We start from the raw sequence: 14,944 nt of genomic DNA on the forward strand, positions 1-14,944 counted from the left end.
CGGCGCTGCGGCAATTGAAAATCGCGGACATGACATCCAGAACAACATCCCGATGATCTCTTCTTTTGCTATGCGTGTGAGCGTGGTGGCCGCGACGTTCGTCGTAGCCGGCTTCGTCAAGGGGGTGACCGGCATGGGCTTGCCGACCGTCGCCATGGGCGTGCTCGGCACGCTGATGCTGCCGGCGCAGGCCGCGGCGATGCTGCTGTTGCCGTCGTTCGTCACGAACGTCTGGCAACTGTTCGCGGGCCCCAGCGTGCGAGTGCTATTCAAGCGGTTGTGGCTGATGATGGCCGGCATTGTCGCCGGAACAATCGCGGCGGCGTCCTTCATTGCCGGTGGGGGCGGGGATTGGGCGGTCGTGGGTTTGGGGGCTGCGCTGACGCTCTATGCCGTGGCCGGGTTGATGGCGTGGCGCTTCTCGGTTCCGGCACGGCACGAACCCTGGCTGTCGCCGGCGATAGGCGGACTCACCGGCCTGATCACCGGCGGCACCGGCGTGTTCGTCGTGCCGGCGGTGCCTTATCTGCAAGGACTTTCGTTAAAGAAAGAGGATCTGGTTCAGGCGCTCGGTCTCTCGTTCACCGTTTCCACCATTGCGCTCGCGATCGGGCTGGCGCGCGAGCACGCATTTGCCGTCGGCGATCTGGGCGAATCCCTGTTCGCCGTGGTGCCCGCGCTGATCGGCATGGGGATCGGGCAGCGGGTGCGCGGGCGTATCAGTCCGCAGACGTTCCGCCGCTGGTTCTTTATTTGTTTGCTCGGCCTCGGCATTCAGTTGCTGGCGCGTGCGTTCGTTTGATAGAGAGTTGGGCTGTGTATGAAGGAGGGCTGGATCGTGTTGCCGACTATTCTGGATACGCTCGGGGCGTTAGTGGTGCTGGCAAGCGTGGCGGTGCAGATCGCGCTCATACGTAAGCGCTGAAATCAGTTGCGCTTCAGGCTCACCCACAATCAACGCGGCGCAAGCCGCTCGGGTAGCGCGTAGCGTTGCATCGTGCGCTCCATGCCGTCGAGAAACGCCTGCTCGGCGGCGTTCATCTTGCGGGCGCGCAGCCACAGCAGATCGATGTCGACGTCCACTAAACCCTCTTCGGGCGGCAGGCGCCATAGGCGTTGCTGCGCGAGATCGTCGCGCACAATATGCTCGGGCAGGCAACCGATGCCATATCCGGCGAAGATCAATCTGCGCACTTCGTCGAGGCTCGGCGAGGCCGCCACGATGCGTCCGGTGAAGCCGCGTTGATCGCGAAACACCGTGAGCGGCGAGAGGCTGTCGCCGATCTGGTCGCTGGTGAACGATACGAAGTTTTCCGCCAGCAACTGATCGATCGACAAAGCATGCCGCCCGAACAGCCGATGATGCCGCCCGCAAAAAAGCGCATACCGTTGCCGCAGAAAACAGCGTTGCTCGAGTTTGTCGACAGGCGTTCGGCATAGACCGAGACCGGCCGTGGCCGTCTTTTGCAGCAACGACGAAATGATGTCCGACGAGCGCATCACTTCGATATGCAGGTCCACGCGCGGATAGGTCTTGTGGAATTCCGCGAGGAATTCGTCGTAGACGCCGGAGTCGATCCGGCTCACGGTGAGCAGCCGGATCGACCCGGTGATATCGTCGCTGCGGTCGTCGAGCTCGGTTTCCAGCCGCGACATGTGGCCGTAAATATCGCTGGCGATCCGGTACACCTCCTCGCCGGCGCGGGTCGGTTCGAAGTGCGGGCCGCGCCGCTGGATCAGATTGCGCCCGAGCGTGTCTTCGAGCCGTTTGAGCGCCTGGCTGACCGCGGGTTGTGTCAGGTGCAAACGGGCGGCGGCACGGCTCACGCTGCGCTCCTGCATGATCACGAGGAAGGTGCGCAGCAGATTCCAGTCGAGCCGGTCATTCAAAAAACGCGTGACGTCCGCGCGCAACTGAGTCATGGAGTCCCCTTCGACATTAGCCAGATTTATAGCGGGGATAATAAACCGAAATTTGACTAATATTTTATGGTTGGCGATAAAACATCCCACAAGATGCCCTGATCTCAGGAATCGCGACTGAGGAGCCGCCATGAACGCTTCAACCCACGCCACCCGTCAGCCTGTGCGAGCGGCAAGCGCCGCTTTCATCGGCACGATGATCGAGTGGTATGACTTTTACATCTATGCCACCGCCGCCGCGCTGGTGTTCGGCGAGCTGTACTTTCCGTCGCACGACCCGTTTGTCAGCACGATGGCGTCGTTCGCGACCTTCGCGGTCGGCTTCTTTGCGCGGCCGCTCGGCGGCGTGATCTTCGGCCACCTGGGCGACCGCATCGGCCGCAAGAAGGCGCTGATGACCACGCTGATGATGATGGGTGTCGCGACCGTGTGCGTCGGCTTGCTGCCGGCTTATACGAAGGTCGGCGTACTCGCGCCCGTGCTGCTGGTGTTGCTGCGGGTGGTGCAAGGCGTGGCCGTGGGCGGCGAGTGGGGCGGCGCCGTGCTGATGGCCGGCGAACATGCGCCGAAAGGGCGGCGCACTTTCTTCGCTTCGTTCGCGCAACTGGGCAGTCCGGCCGGACTGATTCTCTCGCTGATCGCATTTCGCGCGGTTACCTCGATGTCGCACGACGATTTCATTGCCTATGGCTGGCGCCTGCCGTTTCTGGCGAGCGCGGTGCTGCTCGCGGTCGGCATCTTTATCCGCATGGGCGTGAACGAGTCGCCGGAATTCCAGCGTGAGAAAGACGCGAAGCGTACGGTCGAGTTGCCGATCGCCGAAGTGTTCCGCTCCTCCGGCGCGCTCGTTGCGCTGTGCATCGGCGCGAACACGATCGGTATCGCGGGGGTGTATTTCACCAACACCTTCATGATTTCGTACACCACGCAAAACATCGGCGTGTCGAAATCGCTGATTCTCGATTGCCTGTTCGCGGTCGCGATCATCCAGTTTCTGGCGCAGCCGCTGGCCGCGTGGCTTGCTGAAAAGATAGGCGGTGCGCGTTTCCTGAAGCTCGCCGCGTTCGCCGCGATGCTCTCGCCGTATCCGATGTTCACGCTCGTGCAAAGCGGCAGCCGGTTGTCGATGATTGTCGGCATCGCGCTTGCGGTGGTTTGCATGGCAAGTTTTTATTCGGTGATCGCGGGCTTTGTGAGCGGCGTATTTCCGGTGCGGGTGCGTTATTCGGCGATCTCGCTGTCGTACCAGGTGTGTGGCGCGATAGCGGGTGGTTTGACGCCGCTGGCTGGGACATGGCTTGCGCACAAATTTACCGGGCAATGGTGGCCGCTTGCGGTGTTTTACACGTGCCTCGCGGGCATCTCGTTGTCATGCATCGTCGCACTGGATGCGCTGAAACACCGTCGTGCCGATGCGCCCGAAGCGCTGCCGGCACGCTGAACCAAATGAAATAAAGGATGTTGCCGGCGCGTGCGATGATGGCCGCACCGGCCTCCGCCTGAAGCCAAGGAACTGGAACATGCAGACGTTTTTTCATCCGGCCCAGTTGAAGCATCATCCGCGCAGCTATCTGTCGCGTGGCCAGATGCGCTCGCCGCAAGAAGTGCCCGAGCGTGCGTTGAGACTCGTCGAAGCCGCGAAGAAGCTTGGTTTCGACGTGCGTGAACCGGCGGATTTCGGCGCTGCGCCGCTCGCCGACGTGCACGGGATGAACTATCTGCGCTTCCTCGAAGAAGCGCACCGCGAGTGGAGGAAGATTCCCGCGGATTGGGGCGACGAGGTGATGTCGAACATCTATATCCGCGAGAATAATCCTTTGCGCGGCGTGCTTGCGCAAGCGGCACGCTATCTCGCCGATGGCAGTTGCCCGGTCGGCGCGGATACCTACGAATCCGCTTACTGGTCCGCGCAAAGCGCGTTGGCCGGTGCGCACGCGATTCTCGACGGCGCGGGTGAAGCGTACGCGCTATGCCGCCCGCCGGGCCATCACGCGCGCGCCGAAGCGGCGGGTGGCTTCTGCTATCTGAACAACGCGGCGGTCGCGGCACAGGCGCTGCGGCAGAAGTACCGGCGCGTCGCGATTCTCGATACCGACATGCATCATGGCCAGGGCATTCAGGAGATTTTCTACGGCCGTGACGACGTGCTGTACGTGTCGATCCATGGCGATCCCACGAATTTCTATCCTGTGGTGGCCGGCTTCGAAGATGAGCGTGGCGCGCAGCAAGGCGAGGGCTATAACGTCAATCTGCCGATGCCGCACGGTTCGTCGGAAGCGGTGTTCTTCGAGCAACTGGATGCGGCGTTGCGCGTAGTCGCGCGTTTCCAGCCCGACGCGTTGGTCGTTGCACTGGGCTTCGACATTTACAAGGACGACCCGCAATCGCTGGTGGCCGTGACGACCGAAGGCTTCGGCCAACTCGGCAGCCAACTCGGCGCGCTGAAACTGCCGACGCTGATCGTGCAGGAGGGCGGCTATCACATCGAATCGCTCGAGGCGAACGCGCATTCGTTCTTCGGCGGGTTTGTATCGAAGCGATAAACCGGGCGGGTGCGTGCCCCGCCGAATTGACAGGTGGGACCAGAAGGATACTGTAAGCATCAGACCCTATCGCGACGCCACGCGATATGGTCTGACGCGTTTTCTATGCGTCCCGTGAGCCGTGCCTTTCCGGTTGTTCCCGATTGTTCGGCTCATCCGACGTATCTATTCGTTTTGAGCCGCTTTATCCATGCGGCTTGTGTGCCTACATTGTGTCCTGTGACAGCGCCAATGCATTTCCGGCTTCATCGACGTCAGCCCCGCGAAATCTCGGGGCAGCGACGCCGGCGCGAACTCCATCTAAAAGGACACGATCATGAGCAAGCTCACAGGTAAGGTTGCGGTTGTAACGGGCGCATCGAAAGGTATCGGCGCCGCGATTGCGAAGGCACTGGCGGCGCAGGGTGCTTCGGTGGTGGTGAACTATGCGTCCAGCAAGACGGGCGCGGACGACGTCGTCGCCGCGATCACGGCGGCGGGCGGCAAGGCCGTGGCCGTTGCAGGCGACGTGTCCAAGGCAGCCGACGCGAAAGGCATTATCGATGCGGCAGTCGAAACCTATGGCCGTCTCGACATCCTCGTCAATAACTCCGGCGTGTACGAGATGGCGCCGATCGAAGAGATCACCGAAGCGCACTTCCATAAGCAATTCAATGTGAACGTGCTGGGCCTGCTGCTGGTTACGCAGGCGGCGGTGAAGCATCTGGGCGAAGGCGGCAGCGTCGTGAACGTGAGTTCGGTTGTCAGCCGCATCACGCCGCCGGGCAGCGCGGTCTATACCGGCACCAAGGGCGCCGTGGACGCCATCACCGGCGTGCTCGCACGTGAACTCGGCCCGCGCAAGATTCGCGTCAACTCCGTGAATCCCGGCATGGTGGAAACGGAAGGCACGCATAGCGCCGGCTTCATCGGCTCGGACTTCGAGGCGTGGGCAGTCAGCACGACACCGCTCGGCCGCATCGGTCAGCCTGACGATATCGCCGACGTCACCGTGTTCCTCGCCTCCGACGACTCGCGCTGGATGACCGGTGAAAGCCTGATCGCCAGCGGCGGTGCGCGCTAACAGGATGATGCGTAGCTCGGTGATGGGAGCGAACCCGGCAGCGAACCCGGTAGCCAATCCGGGAGCGCATCGTTCAACACGGCGCGAAGCTGCGCCGTGTGGTCCGCATTCGCATCCAGCATCATCAGGTCGCCGGCAAATGCCGCATCGATAGACATCCGGCCTTCGAGCACGGCGCGCAACGCCGTTTCCGACGTCACGAACACCACATCCCGCTCCGCCTGATCGTCCGACGTGACGTTGGGCGGTTGCGGCGTCACGTCCGGATCGAAGCCGGTTTCGGTCGCGTGAAAAAATCCCCACGTACCGATTTCGATCAGCAGCACATAAAAGTCCGGCAGCGCCTGCAGCTCGCTGGCGGACTTCGATGCTTCGAGCCGGGCCGTCAGGCCCTTCAATGCGTCGATCGCGGCCATACGCATCTTCACATTGCTCAACGCACCATCCATCAGGCTCTCGGGCAACGTTCCCGCATCGATTGCCGTTCGCGTTGCAACCGCGACCGAGAGCGCCAATGGATGGCTGATGTTGAACTCGATTTTCAACTCGCAGATAGCGCACATCGTCTCTTCCGTCCTTGGTCGGATGTTGCGTGAGGTTCAGGGTGTAACGATGTTGAACCAGAAGTCGAAGTTGTCGAGCCACGACACAAACTCTCCGAGTTTTTTCGTGTCGCCGGTGAGTTTTGCCTTGCCGCCCATCACGAGTTTTTCCATCGACGTGTTGCCCATCATGACGTCGTTCAGATCCGAGCGTGTCATCGTGACGGTGGCGTCCGCGGTATTCGACGTCATGCCTTTCGAATAGTGAAGCGCGGAATTTTCGACGCCGACCACGTAGTTTTCCTTCGTATCGGTCATCGCGAAGTTAAACGAAATAGTCTTGCCGGCAGCGCGCTCCGCGTTCAGGCGGACACCCTGATAATCGAGGAACATCTCGAGCGGCATCGCCTTGATCGTGTCGGGGCTCTGCGAACTGCCGAACGGCACCTTGTGCACGCCGTTGCGCAATTCCATCGCACCGGTCAGATAGAAGTTGCGCCAGCTCGCCGCTTCGGCCTGGTAGCCCAACTGCTCGTAGGCGTCCGCCAGCATATGCTTCGCCGCCACATTCTGCGGATCCGCGAACACGACGTGGTTGACGACTTCGGCGACCCAGCGGTATTCGCCCTTGTCGTAGTACTGCTGCGCCTTGTGCAGAACCGCGGCGGCGCCGCCCATGAACTCGACGTAATGCTTGCCGTTCTCGACCGGCGGCAAGCGATGCAGATTGGCCGGCACGCCGTCGAAGAAACCGAGGCGCAAGTTATATTGCGCGACGAGATCATGGAACACGGTGCCGTAGTAACTGCGGCAATACCATTGTTTGGCGAGCGAATCGGGCAGGCGCACGGACTCGGCGATTTCCAGCGGCGTATAGCCGGTGTTCGCAAGTCGCATGGTCTGATCATGCAGATACCGGTACATGTCGCGCTGTGCTTTCAGGAAGGCGACAATGCGTTCATTGCCCCACGTCGGCCAGTAGTGAGAGGCGAACAGTACCTGCATATCGCTGCCGAACATGTCGATCGCAGCCTGCAGATACTTCGACCACAACAGGGCATCGCGCACTTTCGCGCCGCGCAGCGTGTAGAGATTGTGCAGCGTATGGGTTGCGTCTTCGGCGGCGCAGAACGCCTTGTACTTCGGGATGTAGAACATGAACTCGGACGGCGCTTCGGACTCCGGCGCCATGATGATCGTCATTTCGACGCCGTCGAGCATCAGCTTCTGTCCGGTCGCGGTCGCGAAATCTGTCGGCACAAGCAGCGTAATCGCGCCGATCGACGTGGTCTTGCCGAGGCCGCCATCCACCACGCCGACAGGTCCGCGCGGCAGCAGATTGCCGTACATGTAAGCTGCGCGGCGGCTCATCGCATTGCCGGCGATCACGTTTTCGCCCACCGCGGCTTCGGTAAAGCCGGCCGGCGCGTAGATCTTGACCTTGCCGGACTTCAGATCGGCTTCGTCGACAATGCCGCGAATGCCGCCGTAGTGGTCCGCGTGACTGTGAGTGTAGATGACGTGAGTGATGGGCTTGTCGCCGAGGTGTGGAACGACCAGCTGTTTCCACACCACGCTCGATACGTCGGCGGTCATCAGCGGGTCGATGACGATCCAGCCGGTGTCGCCGCGAATAATGCTCATGACCGAAAGATCGTAGCCGCGCACCTGCCAGATGCCGTCCACTACTTCGAATAAGCCGTGATTCATGTTCAGCTTGGCATTGCGCCACAAGCTGGGGTTCACGGAATCGGGCGCATTGTTTTCCGGGCCGCCCTTGATAAAGGCGAACTGCCCAAGATCCCAGGCTGCGCCGCCTTTTGAACTGGGAATCACGCCGGGATCCGGCAAGGTCGCGATCAGCCCGCGGCTGGCGTCCTGAAAATCTTGCGTGTCGTTGAAAGCTAGCTGATTTGCATATATTGCGTTGGCCTCTTTCGTGGCCTTGGTGGGCGGCTTGGAACCAATGCCGGTAGCCATTGGGCCGGCTGCGGTTTGTGCCAGGACATCTCCGGCGACGGTGCCGAGCCCGCTTGCGATGCCGACTGAAACGACACCCTTGAGAAAACCTCTACGTTTTAATGCGGAATCCAGATTATTCTCGTCGGACATAGAACCACCTCCATGTTTTAGGTATTCCCCCTGGGGTTTTGCCTTGGGGTTTTTTCTACGAGTGTTCTGTTCGCGCGATTAATCCTAGTCAAAGTATCGACCGGGTGCAATGGCATTGTGAATATTTTACCGAGGGGCACCGCCGTGCCTGGGCTTTCAATTCAGCTGGCCGGACTTTTGCTTTTGCGAGGTCAGGTGAAATAGCCAACTGCGAGATCGATGAATTCACGTATCTTGCGTGGCACGAACTCACGGCTTGGATAAACGAGCGAGACCGCGACGTCGCCACTGAGCACGGTGTATTCGTTAAGAATCCGCACCAATGAACCGGCGCGCAATTCATCGCTGACCATTTCGAGCGGCAGCAGCGCGATGCCCATAGCACCGAGCGCCGCCTGTTTCTGCATGATCATGCTATTGACCGTGAACGACGGATCGAGCGTGATGCTTTCTTCGCCACCGTTGCCCTTGCTGAACACCCAGGTCGGCGGGCTGGTGTCGAGCGGTGCGGCGATCACCCGATGTTGCGCGAGATCGCCCGGGGTCACCGGATAGCCCGTTTCGGCCAGATACGCGGCGGCCGCCACCGGCACCGCATGGGAGTTGATGAGGCGGCGCGCCACTAGCGATTCCGAGCGGATCATGTGTTCGGTCACGATACCCACGTCGAAACCGCCCTCGAGCAGATCGACGCGTTTTTCGGTGAGTGTGACGCGCAGATTCACGTGCGGAAATTTTGACTGGTACTCCGCAAAAAGCGGTGTGAGCCGGAACAGCGAGAAGCTGCCCAATGCCACGATCCGCAGATCGCCCGCGACTTCCTTCGAGGTGGTGGTCGCCCGTGATTCGACCTCTTCGAGTTCCGCCAGCAGAACGCGGCAGCCATCGGCATAATCCGCGCCCGCTTCAGTCAGCACGACCTTGCGCGTAGTACGCTGGAACAGCCGGATGCCGAGGTGTTTCTCGAGGCTCGATACATGGCGCGTTACGACGGAGGTCGAAACATTGAGTTGCTCCGCGGCTTGCGCGAAGCTGCCCGCATCGGCGACCTTGACGAAAGCCTGCATGGCCTGAAAAAGATTGATCATGGTAGTGCGAAATACGTGTTCGTTGAGGCGAGTGGCGAGAAGCGCGTGGCTTGACAGGCCGACCCGATCTTCAGTGCGTCATTGCGTTGCCGTTATCAGCTTCAGCCCCGCGGGCAGCGATTCGCCGAATACCCGGCCTTCGTCGGCGTCATCGAGCTCCACGGTCTCGCTGACCATTGCGATCCACGCACGCGGTGCGTTAGCTGCTTCGAGCCGGCGCACTACGGTATGGCGTAAGTCGTCGGGCAGGTCGCGTGAACGGTCGCCGGTCATACGGGCGATCTGCACGGCGGCGAATGCCGCGGGGTCGACCTTCTTCCAGTCGAGCGCGAGGATCGTGTTCAGCCAGTGCGCCGCGATGTCCGGCGGCACGATGCTATGCGCGCTGCCATAGAACGGCCGCCGTGCACCGATGCGGCCCACTGCCCACCAGCTCTGATGGTTTTCCGCAGGCTTCTTCAAGCGCGCGAGTACCGATTCGCCGAGCTCGATTTTGCGTTCGACCGGAATGCGTTCGAGCGATGCGCTCAACCGGACCATGTCGGTGAGGCCGGTTTTCGACACGTCGAATGGCAGCTTGTGGCGCGATTGCGCGGCGGTTTGCAGATAGGCCATTGCGTCGAGCACACGCAGTTGCGCGCTTTCGTCGAGGCCGCCCGCGGCGCGGCGCCAGAGCGTCCACCATTCCGACCAGACCTGGCTTTCGTTGACGTACTGAATACCGTCGTCGAAGAGCGACCAGAGCTGCTCGACGCGCCATTCGTCGAGTGGATAGCCGAAGCCCGGCCGGACGCAATAGCCGGCGAGATTCAGCCACAAGCGCTCGTGATCCGCCGAGCGCCGGCGACGGCGCGCGCGTTCCCACAGTGCGCCGAACAGTCCACGCAGCAGCGCGCTGTTCCAACTCTCGCGCGGCCCGAGCAGTTGTTCGAGTTGCGAGCGCAGGCGTTTGACTTCCTTCGGGTCGACTTTTTGCGTGCGTGAGCCGAAGCATCGGTCGATATGGTCGATCGCTTCGTCGAGCCTGGGGTGCCGGGCTTGCGCCGGATCCGCCGGTAAATTCACCTGGGCATCCTCACGACGCAACTGGAATTCGAGCAGCCAGCGCTGCGCGGGATTGTCGAGTTCGATGCAGTGAACTTCGAGCGTGCCCACTTCGGTCAGGGACGTAGCGATTTGCACCGCGGTTTCGCCGCGCGCCGTGCTCGCGCCGCGCGGTTGCACGATCGTCGCGATAGGTGGCAGCCGAACGAAATCGCCTTGCGTGAGATCGGCCATCTCGCCTGGCTGGTAGACCGTATCCGCGCTTGAAGAGGCGAGGTGAAAGCGCACCGGATGCCCGAGGCGCAGCGCGAACGTACGATCTTCGATACGAATCTCGTGGCCTTCTTCGGTGCCGCGCGGCAGCAGGCAGATGCCGCGTTGCGCCGGCTCGGCGTCGCGTTCGCCATGGCCGGCTTCGTCCAGCACGAGGAAGTAGCTGCGTGCCGAGCCGCCACCGATTTTCGGCGCCTGGCCCGCGCGGGCGAGCGCATAAGCGACCGCGCCGCGCGCTACGGCGACATCGGGATTGTCGTTGTGCAGCACGTTGAGCGGTTCGCCGCGCCATGTGCCCAACGTGCTGGACAGACGCTGCGTCAGCGCTTCGGCGCGAAACACGCCGCCGTTCAGCAGTAGCGTGTCGGGCACCGGCAACGGTTCGTCCTGACCGTCGTCAGTATCGGAGGGCTGCGCGGAAGCGCCGGAAGACGAACCCAGCGCCTTGCGCGACTGTGCCGCGAAGCGGCTCAGAAACGCCGCGATATGACGCGTGACCGCCGCATCGGTGGCATAGGGCAGGCCGAACTCGACGATCGCGCCGCGCGGCCTTCTGGGCCGTTCGTTCGACGCCACGGCCGGAAAGAATCCGTCGACGATAATCTGCTCGACTTCCTCGCGCGTGACCTGCACCGTGCGCGCGCCGCCGAGCAGCTTCGAGCCCCCGCCGAGCAGCGTGATCGACGCCGACTCCGGTGCGTCTGGACCGAGCAGTTGTTCCTTCGCGCCGCGGCAACGCTCGACCAGTTGCGACAAGCTCGCCGCCGACAGACGCGTGCGCTCGTTGCCCGCTTGCGGCAAACGGGCCTCGACCCGATGCGCGAGCGCGAGATCCATGTTGTCGCCGCCGAGCATCAGATGATTGCCCACGCCGATGCGCGTGAGTTCCGGCTCGCCATCGCGCATATGGACTTCGATCAGCGTGAGGTCGGTGGTGCCGCCGCCTACGTCGCAGATCAGCACGAGCCGCGTGTCCGACAGTTCGGTCGCAAGCTGCTTGCGATGATGAAACAGCCAGTCGTAGAACGCGGCCTGCGGCTCTTCGAGCAGCCTTAACGTGGGCAGGCCCGCCATCCGCGCGGCTTCCACCGTCAGCGCTCGCGCGCCTTCGTCGAAAGAAGCGGGCACCGTTAGCACGATGTCTTGCGCTTCGAGCGGCGCGTCAGGAAAGCGTTGATTCCAGGCGGCCCGCACGTGCGCCAGATAGCTCGCGCTGGCTTCGACCGGGGAGACTTTGCGGACGTCGTCGGCGGCGCCCCATGGCAGGATCGGCGCGGTGCGGTCCACCGACGCATGCGACAGCCAGCTCTTCGCACTGGCCACCAGCCGTCCCGGCACTTGGCCGCCGAGCGTCCGCGCGAGCCTGCCTGTCACTACCGGCGGATTCTGCTGACTTCCGTTAGCGCCATCGACCGCGTTGTCCGCTACGCGCCAGGGCAACTGCAGATCGCCCGCACTCAGCTCGCCTGGTGCCGGGTGATATCGCACCGAAGGCAACAGCGGCCGCGTGGCGACTTCGCCGAGACTCACCAACTGATCGATCTCGAAGACGCGAATCTCCTGCGACTCCGCCGCGGGGGCGCCCGCTCCGGAATCACCTGTCGCAGGAGAACCCGCCGCAGGATCGCTCGCCGCAGCATAAGCCAGCACCGTGTTACTGGTGCCGAGATCGATGCCGACGCTGTAGCGCTTCAACTCAGTCATGCATTGACACCGCCGCGCACGTCGAACTCGACCTTCCAGCGTTCGTCCGTGCCGCGCGGCATGGCTTCGAGTTCGAGCGTGCCGGCTTCCGTCACGCGCGCATGCAGTTTCACCGGTACGATCTCGCCGGCGGTGCGGCCGGCGGCGGGCAGCGTTGCCTGGATTTCCTCCAGCTCCTGCAATTCCTCAGGCCCCCAGAAGTCGAGCAGCGTGCCGACCTGATCCTGACGGCGCACCGACGAGCCGAAGAAGCGGAAGTGCACCGGTTCGCCGACGACCAGCCCGAACTCCTGCGCCGGCAACTGGGCGTCCGTGCCTTCTTCCATGCCGAACGGGGCGACGCATAGCGCCTGCACCGGCGGTTCGAGACCGGGGACGGCGGGCATCGCCGATTCGATCGCGATGTAATACGCGCGTGCCGTGCCGCCACGAATGCGCACGCCTTGACCGCGCCTCACGTAGCCGTAATAAGCCGCGCCACGTGCCACAGCGAGATCGAGATCCGCCCCTTCGAGCAGGCGTGCTTGCGGCGCACCTTCGGCACTGAGCCAGCCATTAAGCGTGCTCATGATCCGCTCGACCAGCAACGGCGACTTGAACACGCCGCCGTTGAAGAGCACGGCGGTGGGGTGCAGGAAGGTGGCGCCTTCCGCTGTGGCGATATCGCGCAAGCCTTCGAGTTCGGCGAGCGCGCCCACCTGACGTCCCAGGAAGGCCGCGAGATGCCGCGTGATACCCGCGTCCTGCGCATACGGCAGGCCGAGTTGCGTCAGACCGGCCCGCGCGCGGCTCACCGGACGCGCCGCGCTCTCCACCTGCGGGAAGAAGCCTTCGAGGATCGTCTGGGTCAGCTCCGCCCGCGTCAGTTCGGTGCGGATCGAACCGCCGATCAGCTTCGAACCGCGGCTCGGCACGACGAGCGGCACGGTATCCGTCGACGGATCGCTGAGCAGCGTTTCCTTCGCCGAGCGGCAGGCATAGGTGAGGGCGCGCAGTTGCCACGCGTCGGCCTGGGTCCCTTGCGCCGCAAGTTTGCGTGCGATCACGTGGGCCAGCGCGAGGTCCATGTTGTCGCCGCCCAGCAGAATGTGTTCGCCGACCGCGACGCGATGCAGTTCCAGATTGCCTTCGCGCTCGATCACGGCGATCAGCGAGAGGTCGGTCGTCCCGCCGCCCACGTCGACCACGAGAATGATGTCGCCGACCTTGACCTGCTTGCGCCACTGGCCGCCGCTCTTCTGGATCCAGCTATACAGCGCGGCTTGCGGTTCTTCGAGCAGCGTCATGCGGCCGTAACCGGCTGCCTCGGCGGCTTCGGCGGTCAATTCACGCGCGGCCGGATCGAACGACGCGGGAATCGTCACCGTAATGTCCTGCTGGCTGAACGGCGCGTCCGGATGCGCGTGGTCCCATGCTTCGCGCAGGTGCGTCAGATAGCGCACCGAGCTTTCGAGCGGCGACACGCGCGCGACTTCGGGCGGCGCGTCGTTCGGCAGAATCGCCGCGCGACGGTCGACGCCCGGATGACACAGCCAGCTCTTGGCGCTCGACACGAGCCGGATCGGCGTGGCCGCGCCGCGGCTGCGGGCGAACTCGCCGACCGCGAATTCGCGCTGGCCGGTCCACGGCAGATACAGGTCGCCCGAGGCGAGTTCGTCCGGATGCGGCAGGTAGAGGAACGAGGGCAGCAGATCGAGGTTGTCGATCGCTCCGGGGCCTGTGAGTTGTGCGACCGGCAGCACGCCTTGCGTGGTCTTTTCGCCGTCGCTGGCGGTGGTGTCCACGTAGGACAGCGCGCAGTGCGTGGTGCCCAGGTCGATACCGATCGAGAAGCGCGCGTCGCTCATAGCTCCACCTCGGCCGGTGCGATCACCTTGGCGTTGTGGCTGTCGGTCAGCTTCGGCAGACGCACTTCGTCGACACGCCAGCCGCGGTGGCTGATGCTGCCGTTAAACGGCGCCTTGCCGACCACATTGCCGGTCAGGCGAATCGAGCTCGCGTCGAAGCCTTCGGCCAGCGTCACGCGGCTGCCTTCGGCTTCGTCGCGCACCGGACGGATCGTGAAATGCTCGCGCAGCGTCGCGCGGCAGCCGTCGTGCACGAGGCGGGCGGCGGCGCCGATGTCGGCGTCGCTATAGGCCTTGATGTCTTCTTCGACGAAATCGATGAAGCGCGCGTCGCGTTGCAGCAGCCCAAGCAACTGGAGCGCGGCGTCCGGGCTCGCTTCCTTGAGCGCGGGTGGTTGCGGGGCGGGGGCCGGGGCTGCGACAGGCGCGGGCGTGGGTGCGGCGGCAGGTGTCACGCTCGCGGCAGCGGCGCTATCCGCGCCACCTTTGCGCAGGCGCAGCACGCCACCGGCAAATTCGCCATCGCCGAGGATGCTGAAAAACGTACTGACGGCAAGTGAAATCCTGCCGAGGAAAGACGGGTTCGAATCGATCATGAATGCTCCTGAGGGGCTCTGTTAAAGGACGAGCTGTCCTGGCTGCGCCGCACGCGACGGGCCCGACCGGCCTGATAGGCTCGATGGACCGCCGCCATGCGTCTTTGCGAGGGTCGGCGGCAAGGCCAGCCTGCCACCGAGGTCTGATTCATCCGGTTTTGCGGCGCGTTGTGCGCGCGCAAACCCGTATTTTGCCTTGTCGCGCGCCC

Annotated in this window: 11 protein-coding genes; 4 read left to right on the forward strand and 7 right to left on the reverse strand. The window is 63.2% G+C overall.

Features of this window, described 5'->3' with window-relative positions; all coding sequences use genetic code 11:
• Positions 1-52 precede the first annotated feature (52 nt).
• Positions 53-802 carry a sulfite exporter TauE/SafE family protein gene (locus tag ACOSV0_RS08450; RefSeq protein ID WP_434109844.1) on the forward strand — a complete coding sequence of 250 codons (750 nt, stop codon included), beginning with the start codon at positions 53-55 and terminating at the stop codon, positions 800-802.
• 152 nt (positions 803-954) lie between these two features.
• Here the strand turns inward: ACOSV0_RS08450 and ACOSV0_RS08455 are convergent, their stop codons facing one another.
• Positions 955-1,914 (reverse strand): LysR family transcriptional regulator, encoded by a 960-nt coding sequence (locus tag ACOSV0_RS08455; protein WP_434110216.1) that lies wholly within the window; start codon positions 1,912-1,914, stop codon positions 955-957.
• A 139-nt stretch (positions 1,915-2,053) separates the two neighbouring features.
• Between ACOSV0_RS08455 and ACOSV0_RS08460 the strand changes: the two genes are divergently transcribed.
• From ACOSV0_RS08460 to ACOSV0_RS08470, 3 genes are all read left to right on the forward strand, one after another.
• A complete protein-coding gene (locus tag ACOSV0_RS08460; protein WP_434109846.1) occupies positions 2,054-3,364 on the forward strand; it encodes an MFS transporter in 1,311 nt (436 codons plus the stop codon).
• A 79-nt stretch (positions 3,365-3,443) separates the two neighbouring features.
• Entirely contained in the window at positions 3,444-4,466 is a 1,023-nt protein-coding gene (locus tag ACOSV0_RS08465; RefSeq protein WP_434109847.1) for a histone deacetylase family protein, read from the forward strand.
• 316 nt (positions 4,467-4,782) lie between these two features.
• Positions 4,783-5,529: a glucose 1-dehydrogenase gene (locus tag ACOSV0_RS08470; protein WP_434109849.1), complete on the forward strand. Its 747-nt coding sequence runs from the start codon at positions 4,783-4,785 to the stop codon at positions 5,527-5,529.
• Here ACOSV0_RS08470 and ACOSV0_RS08475 read toward each other — a convergent pair.
• The 6 genes from ACOSV0_RS08475 to ACOSV0_RS08500 form a co-directional block, all read right to left on the reverse strand.
• The gene (locus tag ACOSV0_RS08475; RefSeq protein ID WP_434109851.1) at positions 5,526-6,092 is read right to left on the reverse strand and encodes a hypothetical protein; all 567 of its coding nucleotides are present in this window, start codon (positions 6,090-6,092) and stop codon (positions 5,526-5,528) included. The genes ACOSV0_RS08470 and ACOSV0_RS08475 overlap by 4 nt on opposite strands.
• A gap of 36 nt (positions 6,093-6,128) precedes the next feature.
• Complete coding sequence (locus ACOSV0_RS08480; protein ID WP_434109852.1) at positions 6,129-8,183, reverse strand: alkyl/aryl-sulfatase; 2,055 nt, start codon at positions 8,181-8,183, stop codon at positions 6,129-6,131.
• 191 nt (positions 8,184-8,374) lie between these two features.
• The gene (locus ACOSV0_RS08485) at positions 8,375-9,271 is read right to left on the reverse strand and encodes a LysR substrate-binding domain-containing protein (RefSeq protein WP_434109853.1); all 897 of its coding nucleotides are present in this window, start codon (positions 9,269-9,271) and stop codon (positions 8,375-8,377) included.
• Positions 9,272-9,349: 78 nt separating this feature from the next.
• Entirely contained in the window at positions 9,350-12,292 is a 2,943-nt protein-coding gene (locus tag ACOSV0_RS08490; protein WP_434109854.1) for an Hsp70 family protein, read from the reverse strand.
• Positions 12,289-14,139: an Hsp70 family protein gene (locus ACOSV0_RS08495; RefSeq protein ID WP_434109857.1), complete on the reverse strand. Its 1,851-nt coding sequence runs from the start codon at positions 14,137-14,139 to the stop codon at positions 12,289-12,291. The genes ACOSV0_RS08490 and ACOSV0_RS08495 overlap by 4 nt, the downstream gene beginning before the upstream one ends.
• Complete coding sequence (locus ACOSV0_RS08500; protein ID WP_434109858.1) at positions 14,136-14,735, reverse strand: DUF2760 domain-containing protein; 600 nt, start codon at positions 14,733-14,735, stop codon at positions 14,136-14,138. Before ACOSV0_RS08500 ends, ACOSV0_RS08495 begins: the two co-directional genes overlap by 4 nt.
• Positions 14,736-14,944: the final 209 nt, after the last annotated feature.

Source organism: Paraburkholderia caffeinilytica (assembly GCF_051027425.1).
Lineage (GTDB): Bacteria > Pseudomonadota > Gammaproteobacteria > Burkholderiales > Burkholderiaceae > Paraburkholderia > Paraburkholderia caffeinilytica_A.